19 protein-coding genes are annotated in these 20,458 nt (G+C 74.3%); 9 read left to right on the top strand and 10 right to left on the bottom strand.

Features of this window, described 5'->3' with window-relative positions:
* From IE326_RS37140 to IE326_RS37130, 3 genes are all read left to right on the top strand, one after another.
* The gene (locus IE326_RS37140; protein ID WP_150234296.1) at window positions 1-1,941 is read left to right on the top strand and encodes a fumarate reductase/succinate dehydrogenase flavoprotein subunit; all 1,941 of its coding nucleotides are present in this window, start codon (window positions 1-3) and stop codon (window positions 1,939-1,941) included.
* Window positions 1,938-2,681 (top strand): succinate dehydrogenase/fumarate reductase iron-sulfur subunit, encoded by a 744-nt coding sequence (locus IE326_RS37135; protein WP_150234294.1) that lies wholly within the window; start codon window positions 1,938-1,940, stop codon window positions 2,679-2,681. The genes IE326_RS37140 and IE326_RS37135 overlap by 4 nt, the downstream gene beginning before the upstream one ends.
* A gap of 80 nt (window positions 2,682-2,761) precedes the next feature.
* Window positions 2,762-3,442 carry a DUF5701 family protein gene (locus IE326_RS37130; protein WP_229915841.1) on the top strand — a complete coding sequence of 227 codons (681 nt, stop codon included), beginning with the start codon at window positions 2,762-2,764 and terminating at the stop codon, window positions 3,440-3,442.
* Between the two features lie 34 nt (window positions 3,443-3,476).
* Here IE326_RS37130 and IE326_RS37125 read toward each other — a convergent pair whose 3' ends face one another.
* Window positions 3,477-5,858, bottom strand: a complete 2,382-nt coding sequence (locus IE326_RS37125) for an ATP-binding cassette domain-containing protein (RefSeq protein ID WP_190044715.1) — start codon at window positions 5,856-5,858, stop codon at window positions 3,477-3,479.
* A gap of 88 nt (window positions 5,859-5,946) precedes the next feature.
* Window positions 5,947-7,029, bottom strand: a complete 1,083-nt coding sequence (locus IE326_RS37120) for an LLM class flavin-dependent oxidoreductase (protein WP_190044714.1) — start codon at window positions 7,027-7,029, stop codon at window positions 5,947-5,949.
* 70 nt (window positions 7,030-7,099) lie between these two features.
* On the opposite strand from IE326_RS37120, the gene IE326_RS37115 reads away from it, so the two are divergent.
* A complete protein-coding gene (locus tag IE326_RS37115; protein WP_150234287.1) occupies window positions 7,100-7,588 on the top strand; it encodes a phosphatase domain-containing protein in 489 nt (162 codons plus the stop codon).
* A 42-nt stretch (window positions 7,589-7,630) separates the two neighbouring features.
* Here the strand turns inward: IE326_RS37115 and IE326_RS37110 are convergent, their stop codons facing one another.
* A complete protein-coding gene (locus IE326_RS37110; protein ID WP_150234285.1) occupies window positions 7,631-7,846 on the bottom strand; it encodes a dodecin in 216 nt (71 codons plus the stop codon).
* A gap of 289 nt (window positions 7,847-8,135) precedes the next feature.
* Here IE326_RS37110 and IE326_RS37105 point away from each other — a divergent pair, with 289 nt between their 5' ends.
* The 3 genes from IE326_RS37105 to IE326_RS37095 all read left to right on the top strand — a co-directional run bounded on the left by IE326_RS37105 (window position 8,136) and on the right by IE326_RS37095 (window position 11,510).
* Window positions 8,136-9,383 (top strand): extracellular solute-binding protein, encoded by a 1,248-nt coding sequence (locus IE326_RS37105; protein ID WP_190044713.1) that lies wholly within the window; start codon window positions 8,136-8,138, stop codon window positions 9,381-9,383.
* Between the two features lie 184 nt (window positions 9,384-9,567).
* Window positions 9,568-10,428 (top strand): GNAT family N-acetyltransferase, encoded by an 861-nt coding sequence (locus IE326_RS37100; protein ID WP_190044712.1) that lies wholly within the window; start codon window positions 9,568-9,570, stop codon window positions 10,426-10,428.
* Window positions 10,425-11,510: a lysophospholipid acyltransferase family protein gene (locus IE326_RS37095; protein WP_190044711.1), complete on the top strand. Its 1,086-nt coding sequence runs from the start codon at window positions 10,425-10,427 to the stop codon at window positions 11,508-11,510. Before IE326_RS37100 ends, IE326_RS37095 begins: the two co-directional genes overlap by 4 nt.
* Here the strand turns inward: IE326_RS37095 and egtD are convergent.
* Genes egtD through egtA form a run of 4 tightly spaced genes read right to left on the bottom strand, consistent with a single transcriptional unit; the run spans window position 11,405 to window position 15,745 of the window.
* Window positions 11,405-12,370: an L-histidine N(alpha)-methyltransferase gene (egtD, locus tag IE326_RS37090; RefSeq protein ID WP_190044710.1), complete on the bottom strand. Its 966-nt coding sequence runs from the start codon at window positions 12,368-12,370 to the stop codon at window positions 11,405-11,407. The two genes, IE326_RS37095 and egtD, sit on opposite strands and share 106 nt — an antisense overlap.
* Window positions 12,367-13,119 (bottom strand): ergothioneine biosynthesis protein EgtC, encoded by a 753-nt coding sequence (gene egtC, locus IE326_RS37085; protein WP_150234274.1) that lies wholly within the window; start codon window positions 13,117-13,119, stop codon window positions 12,367-12,369. Before egtC ends, egtD begins: the two co-directional genes overlap by 4 nt.
* Window positions 13,119-14,489, bottom strand: coding sequence for an ergothioneine biosynthesis protein EgtB (gene egtB, locus IE326_RS37080; protein WP_190044709.1), 1,371 nt, complete (start codon window positions 14,487-14,489; stop codon window positions 13,119-13,121). The genes egtC and egtB overlap by 1 nt, the downstream gene beginning before the upstream one ends.
* Window positions 14,486-15,745, bottom strand: coding sequence for an ergothioneine biosynthesis glutamate--cysteine ligase EgtA (egtA, locus tag IE326_RS37075; RefSeq protein ID WP_190044708.1), 1,260 nt, complete (start codon window positions 15,743-15,745; stop codon window positions 14,486-14,488). The genes egtB and egtA overlap by 4 nt, the downstream gene beginning before the upstream one ends.
* A gap of 234 nt (window positions 15,746-15,979) precedes the next feature.
* Here egtA and IE326_RS37070 point away from each other — a divergent pair, with 234 nt between their 5' ends.
* Entirely contained in the window at window positions 15,980-16,822 is an 843-nt protein-coding gene (locus IE326_RS37070; protein ID WP_190044707.1) for a TIGR02452 family protein, read from the top strand.
* Window positions 16,823-16,910: 88 nt separating this feature from the next.
* Window positions 16,911-17,078 (top strand): hypothetical protein, encoded by a 168-nt coding sequence (locus IE326_RS37065; protein WP_170313954.1) that lies wholly within the window; start codon window positions 16,911-16,913, stop codon window positions 17,076-17,078.
* A 99-nt stretch (window positions 17,079-17,177) separates the two neighbouring features.
* Here the strand turns inward: IE326_RS37065 and IE326_RS37060 are convergent, their stop codons facing one another.
* From IE326_RS37060 to IE326_RS37050, 3 genes are all read right to left on the bottom strand, one after another.
* Entirely contained in the window at window positions 17,178-18,599 is a 1,422-nt protein-coding gene (locus IE326_RS37060) for a flotillin family protein (protein WP_150234266.1), read from the bottom strand.
* 95 nt (window positions 18,600-18,694) lie between these two features.
* Window positions 18,695-18,898: an NfeD C-terminal domain-containing protein gene (locus tag IE326_RS37055; protein ID WP_150236192.1), complete on the bottom strand. Its 204-nt coding sequence runs from the start codon at window positions 18,896-18,898 to the stop codon at window positions 18,695-18,697.
* 79 nt (window positions 18,899-18,977) lie between these two features.
* Complete coding sequence (locus IE326_RS37050) at window positions 18,978-20,372, bottom strand: MFS transporter (RefSeq protein WP_229915840.1); 1,395 nt, start codon at window positions 20,370-20,372, stop codon at window positions 18,978-18,980.
* Between the last annotated feature and the right edge of the window lie 86 nt (window positions 20,373-20,458).

Below are 20,458 nucleotides of genomic sequence, written 5' to 3'. Positions count from 1 at the left end.
ATGAGCTACCTCGACTTCACCGTCGGCGAGCCGATCGCCGACACCAAGGCCCCGGCCGGCCCGATCGCCGAACGGTGGGACGCCCGCCGCTTCGAGGCGAAGCTGGTCAACCCGGCCAACCGGCGCAAGCACCGGATCATCGTCGTCGGCACCGGCCTCGCCGGCGGCTCCGCCGGCGCCACCCTCGCCGAACAGGGCTATCACGTCGTCCAGTTCTGCTTCCAGGACTCGCCGCGCCGCGCCCACTCCATCGCCGCCCAGGGCGGCATCAACGCCGCCAAGAACTACCGCAACGACGGCGACTCGGTCCACCGCCTCTTCTACGACACCGTCAAGGGCGGCGACTTCCGCGCCCGCGAGTCGAACGTCCACCGCCTCGCCCAGATCTCCGTCGAGATCATCGACCAGTGCGTCGCCCAGGGCGTCCCCTTCGCCCGGGAGTACGGCGGACTCCTCGACACCCGTTCCTTCGGCGGCGTCCAGGTCTCCCGCACCTTCTACGCCCGCGGCCAGACCGGCCAGCAGCTCCTCCTCGGCGCCTACCAGGCGCTGTCCCGGCAGATCGCCGCCGGCAACGTCGAGATGCACGCCCGCACCGAGATGCTCGACCTGATCGTCGTCGAGGGACGGGCCCGCGGCATCGTCGCCCGCGACCTGATCACCGGCGAGATCTCCACCCACTACGCCGACGCCGTCGTCCTCGCCACCGGCGGCTACGGCAACGTCTTCTACCTCTCCACCAACGCGATGAACTCCAACGCCACCGCCGTCTGGCGGGCCCACCGGCGCGGTGCGTACTTCGCCAACCCCTGCTTCACCCAGATCCACCCCACCTGCATCCCGCGCACCGGCGACCACCAGTCCAAGCTGACCCTGATGAGCGAGTCGCTCCGCAACGACGGCCGCATCTGGGTGCCGAAGGCGCAGGGCGACACCCGCCCCGCCGCCGAGATCCCCGAGGACGAGCGCGACTACTACCTGGAGCGGATCTACCCCTCCTTCGGCAACCTCGTCCCCCGCGACATCGCCTCCCGCGCGGCCAAGAACGTCTGCGACGAGGGCAGGGGAGTGGGCCCCGGCGGCCAGGGCGTCTACCTCGACTTCGCCGACGCGATCCGGCGGCTGGGCCGCGACGCCGTCGAGGCCAGGTACGGCAACCTCTTCGACATGTACGAGCGGATCACGGCGGAGAACCCGTACGAGGTCCCCATGCGGATCTACCCGGCCGTCCACTACACGATGGGCGGACTCTGGGTCGACTACGACCTCCAGACCACCGTCCCCGGCCTCTTCGCCATCGGCGAGGCCAACTTCTCCGACCACGGCGCCAACCGGCTCGGCGCCTCCGCGCTCATGCAGGGCCTCGCCGACGGCTACTTCGTCCTGCCCGCCACCATCAACGACTACCTCGCCCGCAACCCCCACGCCGACCCCCTCACCGACGAGCACCCCGTCGTCCGCGAGGTGCTGGCCGAGACCGAGGACCGGATCAGCCTCCTCCTCTCCGTCGACGGCGACCGCACCCCGGACTCCTTCCACCGCGAACTCGGCGAGGTCATGTGGGAGTTCTGCGGCATGGCCCGCACCGAGGAGGGCCTGCGCACCGCGCTCCGCCGGATTCCGGAGATCCGCGAGGAGTTCTGGCGCCGCATCAAGGTCCCCGGCACCGGCGAGGAGTTCAACCAGTCGCTGGAGAAGGCCAACCGGATCGTCGACTACCTCGAACTCGCCGAACTGATGTGCCTCGACGCGCTGAACCGCGCGGAGTCCTGCGGCGGCCACTTCCGCGAGGAGTCCCAGACCCCGGACGGCGAGGCCGCCCGGCGCGACGAGGAGTTCTCGTACGCCGCCGCCTGGGAGTTCACGCCCACGGCTCCCGTCCTCCACAAGGAGGAGCTCTCCTTCGAGTACGTCCACCCCACCCAGCGGAGCTACGCATGAAGCTCAACCTGCGCGTCTGGCGCCAGAAGAACGCCGGCGCCGAGGGCGCCATGGCCACCTACGAGGTGGACGGCGTCTCCCCCGACATGTCGTTCCTGGAGATGCTCGACACCCTCAACGAGGACCTGATCCTGCGCGGCGAGGACCCCGTCGCCTTCGACCACGACTGCCGCGAGGGCATCTGCGGCGCGTGCAGCCTCGTCATCAACGGCGACGCCCACGGCCCCGAGCGCACCACCACCTGCCAGCTCCACATGCGTTCCTTCCGCGACGGCGACACCATCGACGTCGAGCCCTGGCGGGCCTCCGCCTTCCCCGTCGTGAAGGACCTGGTCGTCGACCGCTCCGCCTTCGACCGCATCATCCGGTCCGGCGGCTACGTCAGCGTCCCCACCGGCTCGGCCCCCGAGGCCCACGCCACCCCCGTCCCCAAGGCCGACGCGGACTTCGCCTTCGAGCACGCCGAGTGCATCGGCTGCGGCGCGTGCGTGGCCGCCTGCCCCAACGGCTCGGCGATGCTCTTCACCTCCGCCAAGGTCAACCACCTCAACGTGCTCCCGCAGGGCGCCCCGGAGCGCGAGACCCGGGTCCTCGACATGGTCGCCCAGATGGACGCCGAGGGCTTCGGCGGCTGCACGCTCACCGGCGAGTGCGCCACGGCCTGCCCCAAGGGCATCCCGCTGCCGTCGATCGCGGCCATGAACAAGGAGTGGCTGCGGGCCCGGCGCAAGGTGAAGTGACGATTCCTCGCGCTGCCGGGAACAAAGCGTCGGCCCGGGCCGTTCTTCCCGGGCCGACGCAGACCCGACCGAGGAGAGCCTTGCCCGACGCGCCCACCAGCACGCCGTCCGCCGCCACCGACCCCGCCCCGTTCCCGCTGCCTCCGCTGACCGACCAGGCCGAGCGGCTGATCGCCCTCGGCGTCCCCGCCCTCACCGGCATCGACGCCGGCGAACTGCGCGCCTTCGCCGAGAAGGCCGCCCCCGGCGCACCCGCCGGCTCCCTGCTCGCCGTCCACCCCGACGCCGCCCCCGCCTCGGCCCTCGCCCCGCTGCTCAGCCTCGCGGGCAAGCCCGGCTTCGTCGTGGTCGACATGGAGGACGTGGACGCCTTCGCCCCGCAGGGCGTCGAACTCCCCGAAGGCCCCTTCTACCTGCTCCACGCCCCCGACCGGGGCGACCACCTGGGCAACTGGTCCCCCGAGGAGGCCCTGCCCGCCCTCACCGCCGCCGGACGCACCCCGCTCCTCCTCACCGAGGGCATCCACTGGCTGCTCCAGCGCCCCGAGGTCCTGGAGCGCAACAAGTGCTTCATGACCATCGCCTCCCGCCTGCCCAAGCCCGGCGGCACCTTCGACGCCCGCACCCCGGCCATCTGGATCAGCAACGGCACCGGACGCGACGGCAAGGAACGCAAGGGCGCGCCCAAGGTCGGCTGGTGCTGGTGGAACAACCGCCACACCTGGCTCGGCTTCGGCTCCACCACGGGGCGGAGCAGCTAGGGCCTTTCGCACCGGACCGGGCGGCACCGGGTTCTCAGCCGCCCGGCCCCGGTTCGGCCGTCAGGCCCAGGGCCCTCGCCAGATACGGTGCCGTGCGGCTCTCCGCCGCCCGTGCCACCCGGCCCGGAGGGCCCTCGGCGACGATCCGGCCGCCGTTCTCGCCGCCGCCGGGGCCGAGGTCGATCACCCAGTCGGCCCCGGCGGCCACGTCCATGTCGTGCTCGACGACGACCACGGTGTGGCCGCCGTCCACCAGGCTCCGCAGCTGGCGCACCAGCACCTCGGCGTCGGCCGGGTGCAGTCCGGTGGTCGGCTCGTCGAGGACGTACAGGGTGTGGGCGCGGCGCGGCCGCTGGAGTTCGGAGGCGAGTTTGATCCGCTGGGCCTCGCCGCCGGACAGCTCGGTGGCGGGCTGGCCGAGCCGCAGGTAGCCGAGGCCGACGTCGAGGAGGGTGGTCAGGCTGCGGGCCGCGGCCGGGACGTCCGCGAAGAACCCCGCCGCCGACTCCACGGTCAGGTCGAGGACTTCGGAGATGGTCAGGCCCCGCAGCCGCACCTGGAGGGTCTCCGGGTTGTAGCGGGCGCCGTGGCAGTCGGGGCAGGGCGCGTACGTGCTCGGCAGGAACAGCAGCTCCACCGAGACGAACCCCTCGCCCTGGCAGGTCTCGCAGCGGCCCCCGGGCACGTTGAAGGAGAACCGTCCCACCTTGTAGCCGCGCGCCCGCGCCTCCCCGGTCTCCGCGAAGAGCCTGCGCACCACGTCGAACAGGCCGGTGTAGGTGGCGAGGTTGGAGCGCGGGGTGCGGCCGATCGGCTTCTGATCCACCGTCACCGTCCGTCCCCCGTCCGCCTCCCGCTCGGTGAGCGCGCCGACGAGGGTGGACTTGCCGGAGCCGGAGACGCCGGTGACGGCGGTGAACGCGCCCCGGGGGAAGGATGCTTCGACGCCCCGGAGGTTGTGCCGGGTGACGGGCCCGGTGCGCAGCCACCGGTCCGGGGCGAGGGCGGGCCGCTCGGGCACGGGCGGCGGGTCGAAGAGGAAGCGGCGGGTGGCCGACTCCTCGACCTGGGCGAGGAGTTCGGGCGGTCCGCTGTGCAGGACCCGGCCGCCGTGCTCCCCGGCGAGCGGGCCGACGTCCACGAGCCAGTCGGCGTGCCGGACGACGTCGAGGTGGTGCTCGACGACGAAGACCGTGTTGCCCGCCGCCTTCAGCCGGTCGAGGACCACCAGCAGGGCCTCGGTGTCGGCCGGGTGGAGACCGGCGGACGGTTCGTCGAGCACGTACACGACGCCGAAGAGGCCGGAGCGGAGTTGGGTGGCGAGCCGCAGCCGCTGGAGCTCCCCGCTGGAGAGGGTGGGGGTGGTGCGGTCCAGGCTGAGGTAGCCGAGGCCGAGTTCGGTGACGGTCGCGATCCGGGCGAGCAGGTCCTCGGCGAGCACCCGGGCGGTCTCCGGGCCGCCGGGCACGGCGGCCGGGGCCAGCACCCCGGCCAGGGACGTCAGCGGCAGCGCGGCCAGTTCGGCGATGGTCCGGCCCGAGAAGGTGACGGCCAGCGCCTCGGGCCGCAGCCGGCTCCCGCCGCAGACCGGGCAGGGGGCGCTGGTGAGGAAGCGTTCCGCCTTCGCCCGCAGGGCGGGGCTCTTCGACTCGGAGAAGGTCCGCAGCACGAGCCGGCGCGCACCGGTGTACGTGCCCTGGTACGGCCGCTGGATCCGGCCGGCCTCGCGGACCGGGTGCACGGTGACCACCGGCTGGTCGTCGGTGAAGAGGATCCACTCCCGGTCCTTCGGATCCAGCTCGCGCCACGGCCGGTCGACGTCGTACCCGAGGGCGTCGAGGACGTCCCGCAGGTTCTTGCCCTGCCAGGCGCCGGGCCAGGACGCGACGGCGCCCTCACGGATCGACAGGCCGGGGTCGGGGACGAGGAGTTCCTCGCTGGTCTCGTGGATCCGGCCGAGTCCGTGGCAGGACGGGCAGGCGCCCGCCGCCGTGTTGGGGGAGAAGGCGTCGGAGTCGAGCCGGGGCGCCCCCGGCGGGTAGGCGCCGGCGCGGGAGTAGAGCATGCGCAGCGAGTTCGACAGGGTCGTGACGGTGCCGACCGAGGAGCGGGCGCTCGGGGCCGCGCGGCGCTGTTCGAGGGAGACGGCCGGGGGCAGTCCGGTGATCTCGGCGACCTTCGGCGCGCCGACCTGGTGGATCAGCCGGCGGGCGTAGGGCGCGACGGACTCGAAGTAGCGCCGCTGGGCCTCCGCGTAGACGGTCCCGAAGGCGAGGGAGGACTTCCCGGATCCGGAGACCCCGGTGAAGACGGTGAGGGCGTCCCGGGGGATGTCGACGTCCACGCCCCGGAGGTTGTGCTCGCGGGCGCCGCGGACGCGGACGAAGGGGTCGAGGGCGGATACCGGATCCTGCATGCGGAGATTTTATCCAATATCCCTTTTGCCGCCGCCTCGGGGGGTACGGGCTCCGCCGCTCATCGCCACCCCAGGGGCACGGGCTTCGTCACCCGCCGCCGCCCGGGGCGACGGACTCCGACACCCCGCCCGCGTCCCCGCCCCCGCTCCTGGGGACGAGTCCCACCGCCCGCGCCAGCCCGCGGTACGAGCCGAGCAGCGCCTCCCGGTCGTACGTGCTCGTCGTCACCAGGACCTCGTCCGCCCCGGTCTCCCGCACGACGCGCGCCAGCTCCCCGGCCACCCGCTCCCCGGTGCCGTACAGGTGGCCCGTGAGGCCGTCCTCGTAGAGGCCGCGCTGGCGCTCCGTCATGACCAGTTCCTCCACTCGCTCGGGCGGCAGGAGCGGCGGGAACTCCCCCCGGGTGCGGGAGTGGGCCAGCGCCCACGCCTCCGGCACGAGCAGCCGCCGCGCCTCCGCGTCGGTCGGGGCGACCACGACCGTGCCGGCGAGGACGACGTACGGCTCCGGGGCCCAGCCGGAGGGCCGGAAGGCGGAGCGGTACGCCTCCACGGCGGCGGCCAGCCGCTCGCGGTGGCGCAGGTCGCCGACGACCAGCGGCAGACCGGCCTCCGCCGCGATCCGGGCGCCCTCGCCCGTCGCCAGGACGAACGGCGGCACCCGAAGCCCCTCGGCGGGCCGGGCCCGGACCCCGGGGTGGGACGTCTGGGTCCCGGTGAACCAGCCGAGCAGCTCCTCGATCCGCGCCGGGAACGCCCCGGCCTCGGCGGCGGCCGTCGCCCGGTCCTGGCCGAGGGCGCGCCGGACCCCGTCGGTGAAGCCCGACGAGCGGCCGAGGCCCATGTCGATCCGGCCGGGGAACAGCGACTCCAGGACGCCGAACTGTTCGGCCACCACCAGGGGCCGGTGGTTGGGCAGCATCACCCCTCCGGTCCCCACGCGGATGGCGGAGGTGGCGGCGGCGACCGCGGCGGCGAGCACCGTCGGCGCGGACCCGGCCACTCCGGGCACGCCGTGGTGCTCGGAGACCCAGAAGCGGTGGTAGCCGAGCGCCTCCGCCTCCCGGGCGAGGCGGACGGTGTCGCGCAGGGCCCGGGAGGGTTCCTCGCCCTCGCGGATGCGGGAGCGGTCGAGGACCGAGAGGCGGAGGGCCGGGGACGGAGTGCTCATGTGGGGTCAACGCCCTGGGGCCCCCGGCATTTCCCGCGGCCCTGTCGGTGGCGGCTCCTAGGCTGGCCGCGTGACAGGTGACCTCCGGCCGCTGGCCGTCTTCGACCTCGACAACACGCTCGCCGGGACCGCCCACCGGCAGCACTTCCTGGAGCGCAGACCCCGGGACTGGGAGGGCTTCTTCGCGGCGGCCCCCGACGACCCGCCGCTGGAGGAGGGCGTGGCGCTGTGCCGGTCGGCGGCGGGGGAGTGCGAGGTGGTCTACCTCACGGGGCGCCCGGAGCGCTGCCGCCGGGACACCCTGGACTGGCTGGCCGGACAGGGGCTCCCCGAGGGGACGCTCCACATGCGGCGGCCCCGCGACTTCCGGCCCGCGCGGGTGACGAAGCTGGAGGTCCTGCGGCGGCTCGGGGCCGACCGGGAGGTCCGGATGCTGGTCGACGACGACGTGCTGGTCTGCGACGCCGCCGAGGAGGCCGGCTTCACGGTCGTGCGCGCCCGCTGGGCGACCCCCTCCGAGGAGCTGAGGGAGGCCCAGGAGCGCGAGGGCCGGACCTGATCCGCGCGGAGCCGCCCGCGCGGGTCGGGTCCCGCCGCGGGGTCAGGCCTCTTCGTCCAGCCGGAAGCCGACCTTCAGGCCGACCTGGTAGTGCTCGATCCGTCCGTCGACCAGGTGGCCGCGCACCTGGGTGACCTCGAACCAGTCGAGGCCGCGGAGCGTCTGCGAGGCACGGTCGATGCCGTTGCGGATGGCCTGGTCGACGCCCTCGGTGGACGTTCCGACGATCTCGGTGACGCGATAGGTGTGGTTCGACATGGGGGCCGGACTCCTCTCGGTGCCCTCGATGGGGTTCCCTCCACCGTGCCCCAGGGCGGGGCCCGGCGCGACACGGCGGCGGCCGGTCCCGCCCCCTTCGCCCGTACCCGTGGGTAACGGTGCCGATTGTCCGCCCGCTCCGGGAACGAGATGGTCAAGGACTTGACCACTTCGTTGGTCCAGACCAGAATCCAGTGCCACATACCCGCGCGAACAACCCGTTCGGTCCCCCCACGTCGGGTCAGCCCCCCATGTCACACCGCCGTGTGCTGAACCGAAGGTGACCTCCGTGAAGAACCGCCATCTCGCATGTCCGCTGGCCGCGGCCGCCGCACTCGCCCTGGCGGGATGCGGACTGCTGCCGGGCGGAGGCCAGACCCGCACGGTCGACATGTGGCTCATGCGGGACAGCGTCAGCGAGGACTTCCTCAACCGCTTCACCGAGGCGTACGAGAACGAGCACGACGACGTCGAGCTCAACGTCACCATCCAGGACTGGACCGGCATCGGCAAGAAGGTCACCGAGGCCATCCAGGGCGGCGGCGGCCCCGACCTCATCGAGGTCGGCAACACCCAGGTCGCCCAGTACGCCGACACCGACAAGCTCTTCGACCTCACCCTGGAGTCCGTCCGCGACCTCGGCAGCGAGGACTGGCTGCCCGGTCTCGCCGAGCCCGGCAGCATCGGCGGCTCCCAGTACGGCATCCCCTGGTACGCCGCCAACCGCATCGTCATCTACAACAAGGACCTCTTCGCCCAGGCCGGCGTCGAGGGTCCGCCCGCCACCCGCGCCGAGTGGCTGGAGGCCACCGAGAAGCTCAACCGGCAGGGCTCCCAGGGCATCTACCTGGCCGGCCAGGACTGGTACACCCTCGCCGGCTTCATCTGGGACGAGGGCGGCGAACTCGCCGTCGACAAGGGCGGCCAGTGGACCGGCGCCCTCGACAGTCCCGCCGCCCTGCGCGGCATGCAGTTCTACAAGGACCTCCAGTCCCTCGGCTCCGGCCCGAAGAACGCCGACGAGCAGAACCCGCCGCAGGCCGAGGTCTTCGCCCGGGGCGACGTCGCCCAGATCGTCGCCACCCCCAGCGCGGTCGCCGCCGTCCTCAAGGCCAACCCCGACCTCAAGGACAAGCTGGGCTACTTCACCATCCCCGGCAAGAAGGCCGGCACCCCCTGCGCGGTCTTCACCGGCGGCTCCGACCTGATCATCCCGGAGAACGCCCCCGACCGCGGCGCCGCCCTCGACGTCGCCAAGGCGCTCGCCGGCGAGAAGTGGCAGACGGAACTCGCCCGGGCCATGGGCTACGTGCCCAACAAGAAGAGCCTCGCCTCCGTCGTCTCCGGCCAGGAGGCCACCGCAGCCATGGCCGCAGGCGCCGCCAACGGCCGGGCCACCCCGAACTCCCCCCAGTGGGCCGACGTCGAGGCCGACAACCCCATCAAGCCCTTCATGACCGCCGTCCTGGAGGGCAAGGACGCCGCGAAGGCGGCCCGCACGGCCTCGGCGGCCATCACCGACACCCTGTCCGAGTAGGTCCCGGGACCACCTCCGCGGGCGCCCCGGGGCGGGGCGCCGCGGAGCATTCAGCCTTCCCACACCCGCGATCCCCCGGCCGGTCATGTCGAATCCAGCCGGCGGCGGAAGAAACGAGGGGCCGGCCCGCACCGCTCGCGGACCGGCACCGAACCTCACCCGCCGCACGCCGGAGGAGACCGCCATGCCCGCCCCCTCGCACGCGCTCGCCGACGCCACCGCCCCCGCCGTCCCCGTGCCGGCCGGCATCCAGCCCGCCGTCGCGCTGCCCGCGCTCCCCGCGCAGCCCGGCCCGGCCGGCGGCCCACAGCCCGCCCCCCGCTACCTCGTGGGCCTCGCCCGCGACCGGGACGACGTCCGCGCCGCCCAGCGCCTGCGCCACCTGGTCTTCGCCGGCGAGATGGGTGCCCGCCTCGACGGCCCCGAGCCGGGCCTCGACACCGACGCCTTCGACGAGCACTGCGACCACCTCCTGGTCCGCGAGGAGACCACCGGCGAGGTCGTCGGCACCTACCGGATCCTGCCGCCCGACCGGGCCGCCGCCGCGGGCCGCCTCTACTCCGAGACCGAGTTCGACCTCACCCGGCTCGCCCCCCTCCGCCACGACCTCGTCGAGGTCGGCCGCTCCTGCGTCCACCCCGCCCACCGCAACGGCGCCGTCATCGCCCTCATCTGGGCCGGGCTCGCCCGCTACATGACCCGCACCGGCCACGAGTGGCTGGCCGGCTGCTGCTCGATCCCGCTCGCCGACGGAGGCGCGCTCGCCGCCGCCACCTGGGACACCGTCAAGGCGAAGCACCTCGCCCCCGAGGAGCACTGGGTCACCCCGCACCGGCTGTGGAACTCCGACGGCGTCCCCCGCCCCGAGGGCCGCACCCCCCTGCCCGCCCTGCTCCGCGGCTACATCCGGCTCGGCGCCCAGGTCTGCGGGGCCCCCGCCCACGACCCCGACTTCGGCGTCGCCGACCTCTACGTCCTGCTCTCCCTGCGCCGGACCGACCCGCGCTACCTGCGCCACTTCCTCTCGCTCGTCCCGGCCGCGTGAACGGCGCGGCCCCGGCCCCCTCGCCGTGGCTCCCCACGGCGCCCTGCGTCCCGGGCCGCCGCTGCGCCGCCCACCCGGACGCGGAAGCCGTCCGCCGGACCGCCCGGCGGACCGCGCCCGCGCCGCTGGCCTGCGCCCGCCTGGCGACCGGGCTCGCGACCGTGCTCCTCGGGGTGGCCCTCCTCCCGGCGGCCGCCCTGCTGCCCTCCGCCGGGAGGCTCCGGCTGGCACGGCTCTGGGCGCGGTCGGTCGTCCGTGCCTTCGGCGTCCGGCTGACCGTCACCGGGGCCCCGCCCGGCGCCGGATCCGCGCTCGTGGTCGCCAACCACGTCTCCTGGCTCGACATCCCCGTGGTCGCCGCCGTCCTGCCCGGCCGGATGGTCGCCAAGCGGGAGGTGCGCGGCTGGCCCGTGCTCGGCGCGCTCGCGGCCCACGGCGGCACCCTCTTCCTCGACCGCGACGGCCTGCGCCGGCTGCCCGGCACCGTGCGCGAGGCCGCGGGGGCGCTCGCGGCCGGCGGCCGGGTGACCGTCTTCCCGGAGGGCTCCACCTGGTGCGGCCGGGCCGGCGGGCGGTTCCGCCCGGCCTTCTTCCAGGCGGCCGTGGACACCGGATCCGATGTCCGACCGGTACGGATCGACTACCGGCCCACGGGGGCGGCGGCGTACGTGGGGGAGGACCCGCTCGGCGCGTCGCTGTGGCGGGTCGTGCGGGTGCCCCGCCTCACCGCCGAAATCCGAATACTGGATCCGATATCCGCGATCCAGTATCCAGACCGCAGACTGCTGGCCGCGGCAGCCCAACGAGCCGTCCAGCAGCCCACCACGCCCCCGCTCACCACCCCGCGGCAGGCCCGGGCCACCGCCACGCGGCGGCCCGGCCTCCGGCGGCCCGGCCTCCGACGGCCCGGCCTCCGGCGGCCCGCGGTCCCGCGGCAGGCCACCGGCCGCGGGCAGGAGGCCACGGCCCCCGCCGCCTACCGCGCCGTCGCGAGCGACAGCGCGAACCGGCCCTCCTCGTCCGTCCACCACCGCACCAGCTCGAACCCCGCGTCGGCCAGCTCCGCCCGCACGCCCTCCTGACGGAACTTCGCCGACACCTCCGTCCGCACCTCCTCGCCCGCCGCGAAGGGCACCACCAGGTCGAGGGCCGGGATCTTCACGGTCAGGGCGTGCCGGGCCCGCAGCCGCATCTCGATCCACTCCCGCTCCGGGTCCCACCGGGCCACGTGCTCGAAGTCGCCGGGATCCGCGTCCGCGTCCAGCTCCCGGTCGATCACGGCCAGCACGTTCTTGTTGAACTCCGCCGTCACCCCGGCCTCGTCGTCGTACGCGGCCACCAGGGTCGCCTCGTCCTTGACCAGGTCGGTGCCGAGCAGGAAGGCGTCACCGGGCGCCGTCATCGCCCGGACCGAGGCCAGGAAGGACCGCCGCTCCTGGGGCAGCAGGTTCCCGATCGTCCCGCCGAGGAAGGCCACGAGCCGGGGCCCCGGGGTGTCCGGCAGCTCGATCCCCCGGGTGAAGTCGGCGACCAGCGCGTGCACCCGCAGCCCCGGGCGGTCGGCGAGCAGCGCCTCGGCCGCCCCGGTCAGCGCGGACTCGCTCACGTCCACCGGCACGTACGCGGTCAGTCCCGGCAGCAGCGCGTCGATGAGGAAGCGGGTCTTCTCCGAGGAGCCGGACCCCAGCTCCACCAGCGTCCGGGCACCGGTCGCCGCCGCGATCCCAGGTGCCCGCGCGACCAGGATCTCCCGCTCGGCCCGCGTCGGGTAGTACTCGGGCAGCCGGGTGATCTCGTCGAACAGCTCGCTGCCGCGCGCGTCGTAGAACCACTTCGGCGGCAGCTCCTTGGGCGTGCGGGTCAGCCCGTGCAGCACGTCGGCGCGCAGGTCTGCGGCGGCCGCGTCCGGGGCGAGGGTACGGGTCAGCTGGAACGCGCTCACGCGGACGGCTCCTCGATCGGGGTGAGAGCGACGTCCGTCCGGCAGGCGGTGACGAGCGTGCGCTCGGGCACCTCCCGCCAGTCCGGATCGTCGTCGTACGGTTCGGAGGCCACGGCCACCCGGCCGGGACCCGGCAGAAACCACAGGCTGTTCCCCCACGCCGTCGCCGCGACCCGGTCGCCGTCGGTGAGCAGCAGATTGAGCCGCGCCCCGGGGGCGGCCTCCGCCACGGCCAGGACCGTCCCGGCCAGCGCGTCCCCCGGCCCCCGCCCGGCCCGCAGCCGGTGCAGCACGAGCGCCCACAGCAGCGCCGAGTCCGTCCGCGCCTCCAGGCCGAGCAGCTCGGCCGCCGGCAGCGTCGCCGCCAGCGGGGTCAGCGACCCCGGCCAGCCCGGCACCGCCCCGTTGTGGCTGAAGAGCCACGGCCCCGAGGCGAACGGCGCCGCCGCGGCCTCCCCGTCCGCGCCCGGCAGCGTCGCCCCCCGCACCGCGCCGAGCACCGCGCCGCTCCGCACCACCCGGGCCAGGTCGGCGAAGGACAGGTCGCCCCAGATGGGACCGGTGCGGCGGTAGCGGGCCGGGACCGGGTCCCCGTCCGCGTACCACCCCACGCCGAAGCCGTCCGCGTTCACCACTCCGCTGCTCTGCGTCCGGGGCGCCCACGCCTGCCGCAGCAGCGCGTGCGGCGGCCGTACGAGCAGCTCCCCGAGCGCCACCGGGCCGCCCAGGTAGGCGAGGTGACGGCACATCAGTCGAGCTCCGCGGACCGGGCGGTGCGGAAGCCCGCGAAGATCTGCCGCCGCACCGGGAGGTCCCAGTTGCGGAAGGTGCCCCGGCAGGCCACCGCGTCCACCGCGAAGGAGCCGCCCCGCAGCACCTTGTGCCCGGGCCCGAAGAACACCTCCGAGTACTCCTTGTACGGGAAGGCCCGGAAGCCCGGATAGGGCAGGAAGTCGCTCGCCGTCCACTCCCACACGTCGCCGATCAGCTGCCGCACCCCGAGCGGGGAGGCCCCGGCCGGATAGCTCCCGGCCCGCGCGGGCCGCAGGTGCCGCTGGCCCAGGTTGGCGTGCTCCGGGCCCGGGTCGGCGTCGCCCCACGGGTAGCGGCGCGAGCGGCCGGCCACCGGATCGTGCCGGGCCGCCTTCTCCCACTCCGCCTCCGTCGGCAGCCGCCGCCCCGCCCAGCGCGCGTACGCGTCCGCCTCGTACCAGCTCACGTGCAGCACCGGTTCGTCCTCCGGCACCGGCTCGGTCGTCCCGAACCGGCGGCGCAGCCACCGCCCGCCCTCCTGGTGCCAGAACAACGGTGCCACGATGCCGTGTTCGCGGATCTGCGCCCACCCGTCCGGGTGCCACCAGCGCGGGTCGGTGTAGCCGCCGTCCGCCATGAACGCCAGATAGGAGCCGTTGGTGACCGGCAGGACGTCGATGTGGAAGGCGGGCACCGTGCGGACGTGCGCGGGCCGTTCGTTGTCCAGCGCCCACGGCTCGTCCGAGGTGCCCATGGTGAACGGCCCGCCGGGGACCAGCACTTCCTCGGGCAGCGGGCCGGAGGGGTGCGCCGGCGGCGGGGGAGCGTCGAGCACGGCGGGCCCCCGCCGCAGCTGATGGGTGATCAGCATCGTCTCGTCGTGCTGCTGTTCGTGCTGGGCGATCATCCCGAAGGCGAACCCGGAGTCCACCAGCGGGGAGCCGTCGAGCCGCGCCTCCGCCAGCACGTCCAGCACCCGGTTCCGTACGTCGGAGGCGTACGCGCGGGCCTCGGCCGGCGGGAGCAGCGGCAGCGAAGGCCGCTCGGCGCGCGGGTGCGCGAAGGCGTCGTACAGCGGGTCGATCTCGGGCCGCAGCGCCTCCCGGCCCGCGACCGTCCGCCACAGCCACTGCTCCTCCTGGTTCCCGATGTGGGCCAGGTCCCAGACCAGGGGGGACATCAGCGGCGAGTGCTGGGCGGTGAGTTCACCGTCCCCCACGCAGTCGGTGAGGAGGGCGGTGCGGCTCCGCGCGGCGGTCAGCGCCGCCAGTGCCCGGGCCCGCAGCGCCTCCGCGTCCCGGACCGGGCCCGCACCGGCCGTCCCGGTCGTCCCGGTCGTCCCGCTCGTGTCGGTCGTCCCGCTCATGAGGTCGTCACCTGGAGTTCGTCGGCCGGGCAGCCCCCGGGATCCACGTACCGTTCCCGGAAGGCGTCCACGGCCCGCCGCACCCGCTCGTTCGCGCCGATCCGCCGCAGCGCGGGCCCGACCGCCGCGAAGATCTCCAGGGCCGCCGCGTGCAGCACCGGGTCGGCGAGCCCGTCCCGCGCCGCCCGCGTCCACAGCGGGTTGCGGGGCGCCGGGTCCGGACCGGCCAGCTCCGCCAGGGGGCGTACCGCCCGGTGTGCCGCCTCGGCGGCCTCCGCGTCCTCGAAGACGGCCGTGGTCACCGCCACCGGCACCATCCAGCCGTCCGCGCCCGGCTGCGCGTCGATCATCCGCAGTTCCAGATGGCCGCGCGGCCGGACCGGCGGGAACAGCGTCGTCAGGTGATAGCGCAGGTCGTCCACGTCGGCGGGCCGCGGAAGCCCGGTCCGCAGCCACTCCCGGAAGGTCAGCCCCTCCGGCACCAGCCACGGGCCCTCCTCGGCCCGCACGCAGAGCACCGGAGTGTCCAGGACGTGCGCGGTCCACTCCGCGCGCGGCTCCCCGTCCGGCGGCGGCGCCAGCGTCCGCGAGGGGTCGAGGTCCGCCCACAGGGCCTGCCGGGTGGAGCGCCAGCCGGTGCGCCGCCCGCCGTGCTGCGGGGAGTTGGCGAAGACCGCCACCAGCACCGCGCCGAAGAGGTGGGCGAGCTCCCACCGCCGCAGATAGCCGAGCGGACCCGGCTCCTCGTGGCCGGCGTCCAGGCAGACCTGGACCGAGGCCGACTCGCACATCATGGCCCGGCCGCCGGGACCGGTCCGGCCGAGGGCGACCTCCATCGCCTCGTACCGGGGCTCGCGCAGGACCCGCGCGCGGGGCGAGTGCCAGGGGTCGACCCCGTACCCGCTCAGCGTCAGGCCGAGCGGCCCGAGCACCCCGCGCACCGCGGTCAGGTCGGAGGCGAGGGAGTCCAGGCACTCCATCAGGGAACCGGCCGGCTGCGAGCTGAGCTCCAGCTGCCCGCCGGGTTCGAAGGTCAGGGCCGACACCAGCGGCAGGGACCGTACGGTGTCGAGCGCGGCCCCCAGCCGGGCCGGGGGCACCGGCTCGCGGGGATCGCGCAGGTCGTGCACGAGCCATTCCAGCTCCACCCCCACCGTCCGGGGCGGGCCGGTCTTGAAACAGATGCAGCGCAACAGGTCCTCCGCCGCCTCTTCGGTGAGGGGCGGGCCGCCGCGCGGGGTGCCGCCAGGCGTCATCCGTGCACCTCCGGGTGCTGGTCGCGAAACCGTTCGGGAGTCGCTGCTTTCCACCTAAAGCCACCGCCGGGCGGCGTGCAAGGGCGCCTTCGCGCTCCCGTATGCGCCCCTTGTGCCCCCGGCGGGCCGTAAAACGCCCCCCGGAGGCGGACGGAGCGGGGAACGGCGCGGGGAAGGGGGAGTCCGAGGAAAAATCGTTTGTCCGGGACCGGCCGAAACGATCATCCTGCGGACATGAGTGCACGACTGCGCGAGATCGCGCGGCAGACCGAGGCGATCGTCGCCGCCGGTTCCTACACCGCCCCCGACGGGCGGACCGTCTCCCTCCGCGAGGACCTCGCGGCCGCCCTGGCCGGAACCCGGCTGTACGGCCCCGAACCCGTCCCCGTCACCCCCGGCACCGACGGCGCCGCCCGGATCGAGGTCACCGGCGAGAGCAGCCTCGCCGCCGCCCGCCGGATGACCGGAGCCGACCCCGGCCGGCCGGTCGCCGTCCTGAACTTCGCCTCCGCCCGCAACCCCGGCGGCGGCTACCTCAACGGCGCCCAGGCCCAGGAGGAGGCCCTGTGCCGTTCCTCCGCCCTCCACGCCACGCTGCTCCGGGCCCCCGACTACTACGCCCACCACCGGGCCGACCGGGACACCCTCTACACCGACCGGGTGATCCACTCGCCCGGCGTCCCGGTCTTCCGCGACGACCGCGGCACCCTGCTCGCCGCCCCCTTCTCCGTCGGCTTCCTCACCTCGCCCGCGCCCAACGCGGGCGTCGTCCGCCGGCAGGCCCCCGACCGGGCCCACCGGCTGCCCGCCGTGCTGGCCTCCCGCGCCGAGCGGGTCCTGGAGACCGCCGTCGCCGAGGGGTACCGCAGGCTCGTCCTCGGCGCCTGGGGCTGCGGCGTCTTCCGCAACGACCCGGCCGAGGTGGCCGGCGCCTTCAAGGCGCTGCTGACCGGTGACGGACGGTTCGCCGGCCACTTCGACGAGGTCGTCTTCGCCGTCCTCGACCGGGCCGCCGGCACCCCGACCCTCACCGCCTTCCGCCGGGTCCTGGAACCCACGGCCCGCTCCGTCCCGTAATGCGTGCTTCGTACTCCCGTGCGAGCCTGAAGGGACACGGAAACGCGGCCCGGCCGCGTCCGAGAGCCGTCGCACGGGAGGCACGATCGTGGGCAGGAAACAGACCCGGGTGAACAAGGGCGCCCGCACGGGCGGCCACGAGCCGCGCGAGACCACCTCCGCCAAGGAGAAGGGCACCGCCGCGGCCGCCGAGTCGCCGCGGTCCGTCATCGAGCAGCCGTCGCACCGCAGAGAGCGGAAGTTCGGCCACAACTGACCGCGGACCCGAGGGATGCACGGGGTACGGGGGTACGGGCCGGGCCCGGCACCATGACGGTGCCGGGCCCGGCCCGCGTGCCGTACGGGGCCCGCGGGGTCACTCGCCGTCGCCGACGGTGATCTCGACCGTCGTCACCTCCTCGTCCCCGCCCCGGGCGGCCGGCACCGCGGAGGCGGGCCGGCCGGTCCCGTTCGGCCCCATCGTGGAGAGGAGCTGACGGGCGAGCCCCAGCCCCGTCCCGCCCATCGTCAGGGCCTTGGCGAACATGTCCGCCATCCCGTCGGCGCCGTTCAGGAGGACCATCTGGTCCACGTTCCCGAAGGCGGACGCGCCGGCCTCGACGATCTCCGGCCACCGCTCGGCCAACTGCTGGGCGACCACGGCCTCCTGGTTCTCCGCGAGCGCCGCGGCCCTCGCCTTGATCGACTCGGCCTCGGCCAGGCCCTTCGCCCGCGTGGCCTCGGCCACCGCGAGGCCCTTGGCGTGCGCCGCAGCGGCCTCGGCCTCACCGGTGACCCGGGTCGCCGTCGCCGTCGCCGCGCTGGCCAGCTCCGTCTCCCGGGCCTCGGCCTGCGCGGCCGAGATCCGGGCGTCGCGCTCGGCCTCCGCCAGCGTCCGCCTCTCGTACGCCAGCGCGTCGGCCGGCTTGCGGACGTCCGCCTGGAGCTGCTGCTCCTTGCGGTGCGCCTCCAGCTCCGCGACCCGGGTCTCCTGGACCACCACCTCCTGGCGGGAGGCGGCCTCGGCCAGCGGACCGGCCTGCCGGGCCCGTGCGCTGGCCTGGTCCCGCTCGGCCTGGTAGCCGGCCTGGAGGATCTCGCTGTCGCGGGTGGCCTCCGACATGCGGGCCGCCGCCTGCTGCTCGGCCTCGGTCGCCAGCCGGTTGGCCTCCGCCTGCGCGATCCGGGCGTCGCGCTGCACGGCGGCCGCGTGCGGGGCGGCGAGGTTCTTGATGTAGCCGGTCGGGTCCTCGATCTCGTGGATCTGGAGCGAGTCGACGATCAGACCGAGCTTCTCCATCTCCGTGCCACAGGCCGAACGCGCCTGCCCGGTCAGCTTCTCCCGGTCACGGATCATGTCCTCCACGGTCAACCCGCCGACGATGGCGCGGAGATGACCGGCGAAGACGATGTGCACCCGTTCGCTCATCAGCTTCTGCTGGTCGAGGAAGCGGCGGGCCGCGTTGGCGATCGACACGAAGTCGTCGCCCACCTTGAAGATCACCACGCCCCGGACCTTGAGCGGAATGCCCTGGTGGGTGACGCATTCGACCTGCAACTGCGTCTCGTTGAGGTCCAGCGACAGCTTCCGCACCGCCTGCACGCCGGGCACCACGAGGGTGCCGCGCCCGGTCACGATGCGGAACCCCATGCCGTCGCCGAGGCCCTCGTTCTTGTGGTTGGAACCGGAGATGATGAGGGCCTCGTTGGGTTCCGCGACCCGCCACATCATCTTGAACAGGACGATCAGGACGACGACCGCGCCGACGACGGCGCCCGCCAGAATGCCGATGCCCATGGGAAAGGTCCCCCTTCACCGGAGCCGTGCGGATCCGGTGAAGGGAGTGTGCGCCCGGGGCGCCCACGGCCTCAACGGTCGTGCCGGACGTCGTGTCAGACGCCGTACACGGCTGTGACATAGACGGTGCGCGGAGGGAGGTGTTCCACCACGGTGACGAGGGAGCCGACCTCGATCCGCTCCTTCGGCGAGGCCGCGTACGCCAGGAAGTGCTCGGCGCCGCCGCGGATCCGCAGGATCACCTCGCCGACGAGCCCGGGCCCGATCGTCCCGGTCACCCGGCCGAGCAGTCCCACCATCGAGCTGTCCATCGACTCGTCCATGACTGAACGGTACGTCAGAACCCGTGCGCACGGAGGAGGTTGAAGACCCTCCTGATCAGCGCACCGAGCGGATCGGCCGGACGGCGAGCGCGCCCAGGACCGACAGGACGGCCGCGACGATGAAGAGGGGGGTGTATCCGCCGCCGATCGAGACGACCGCCGAGGCGACGAAGGGCGCCACGATCTGGGGGCCGGCGTTGGCGACGTTGAGGACGCCCATGTCGCGGGCCGCGTCCTCCGCCGCCGGCAGGACCATCGTCACCAGGGCCGTGTCGACGGCCATGTAGCAGCCGAACCCGAGGCCGTTGACGACCGAGAAGACGAGCATCGCCGGCCAGCTGCTGGAGAGCGCCGGAACGACCAGGGCGACGGCGGCCAGCGCGGCCGAGGCGCCGACGAAGAGCTTGCGCCGGTCGAAGCGGTCGGACAGCCAGCCGCCGAGGACCGTGGAGACCACCATGGCCACGGAGTTGACCGGCATCAGGACGGCGACGGCCTCCTCGGCCGAGAGGCCGGCCGGCAGGTCGGTGTGGTCCTTGAGGATGTAGAGCTGGAAGCCGGAGACCGCGAAGTAGCCGAGGACGAGCAGCGCCCGGCCGATGAACGCCCAGCGGAAGTCGTGGTCCCCCAGCGCGCTGCCGAAGGCGGCGACCTGCTGCCTCACCGGCAGCGGCGGCCTGGGCGGCATCCGCTCCTCACGGGCCAGCGAGGTGAAGACGACCGAGGTGACCGCGACGATCGCGCCGAAGACCAGGTAGCCGGTGCGGTAGTCCTCGGAGAAGGCCGCCCCGACCAGGGCGCCGAGGGTGGAGCCGATCGGCAGGCCCAGGCCGACGGCCGCCGAGGCCTTGCCGCGGGAGGCGACCGGGACCCGGTCGGGCACCACGGAGGTGATCGCCGCCTGGTAGACGTTCATCACCGCCTGCCCGAGGCACCAGGCGATGGTGACCAGCAGGACCGTGTGCACGCTGCCGAGCAGCAGCATCACCGGCACGGCGAGCAGGCCACCCGCCAGGATCCACGGGTTGCGCCGCCCGGAGCGGTCGGAGAGCGCCCCCGCCACCGGGTTGAAGACCGTCGCGAAGATCGCGGACACGCCAGCGACGAGACCGAAGTTGGCCACCTTGTCCGCCGGGTCGATCGCCTCGATCTGGAGGGCGAGCAGCATGCCCGCCACACCGACGTAGAGCGCGTACATCGCGCTGTTGCCGAGCAGCAGCAGCGGCAGGAGCCCGCGGGTGGGCCGGGGCGCGACGGGGGAGCCGGGGCCCGCCCCCGTGTCCGTGGCCGCGCCTGTGGTCGTATCAGCGCCTGTGCTCGTGTCGGCGCCTGCGGTCGTACCGGAGCCCACGGTCGTGCCGGAGCTCGTGTTCGTGCCGGCGCCCGTATGCGTACCGAAGTCGGATCCGGAGCCCGGTCCGGCTCCCGTCCCGGGGGAGGAAAGGGCCACGTTGCCCTCCAGGGGAGATCGCCCTGTGCGGGGCGGTAAGTGGATGTTTCGGGTGAGTGACACGTGTCAATGACTCGTGTCAGCAT

The sequence above is a fragment of the Streptomyces filamentosus genome (genome assembly GCF_014654895.1).
Lineage (GTDB): Bacteria > Actinomycetota > Actinomycetes > Streptomycetales > Streptomycetaceae > Streptomyces > Streptomyces filamentosus.
Note: the sequence above shows the minus strand (reverse complement) of the source record. Positions and strands in the feature narration are given on the sequence as shown.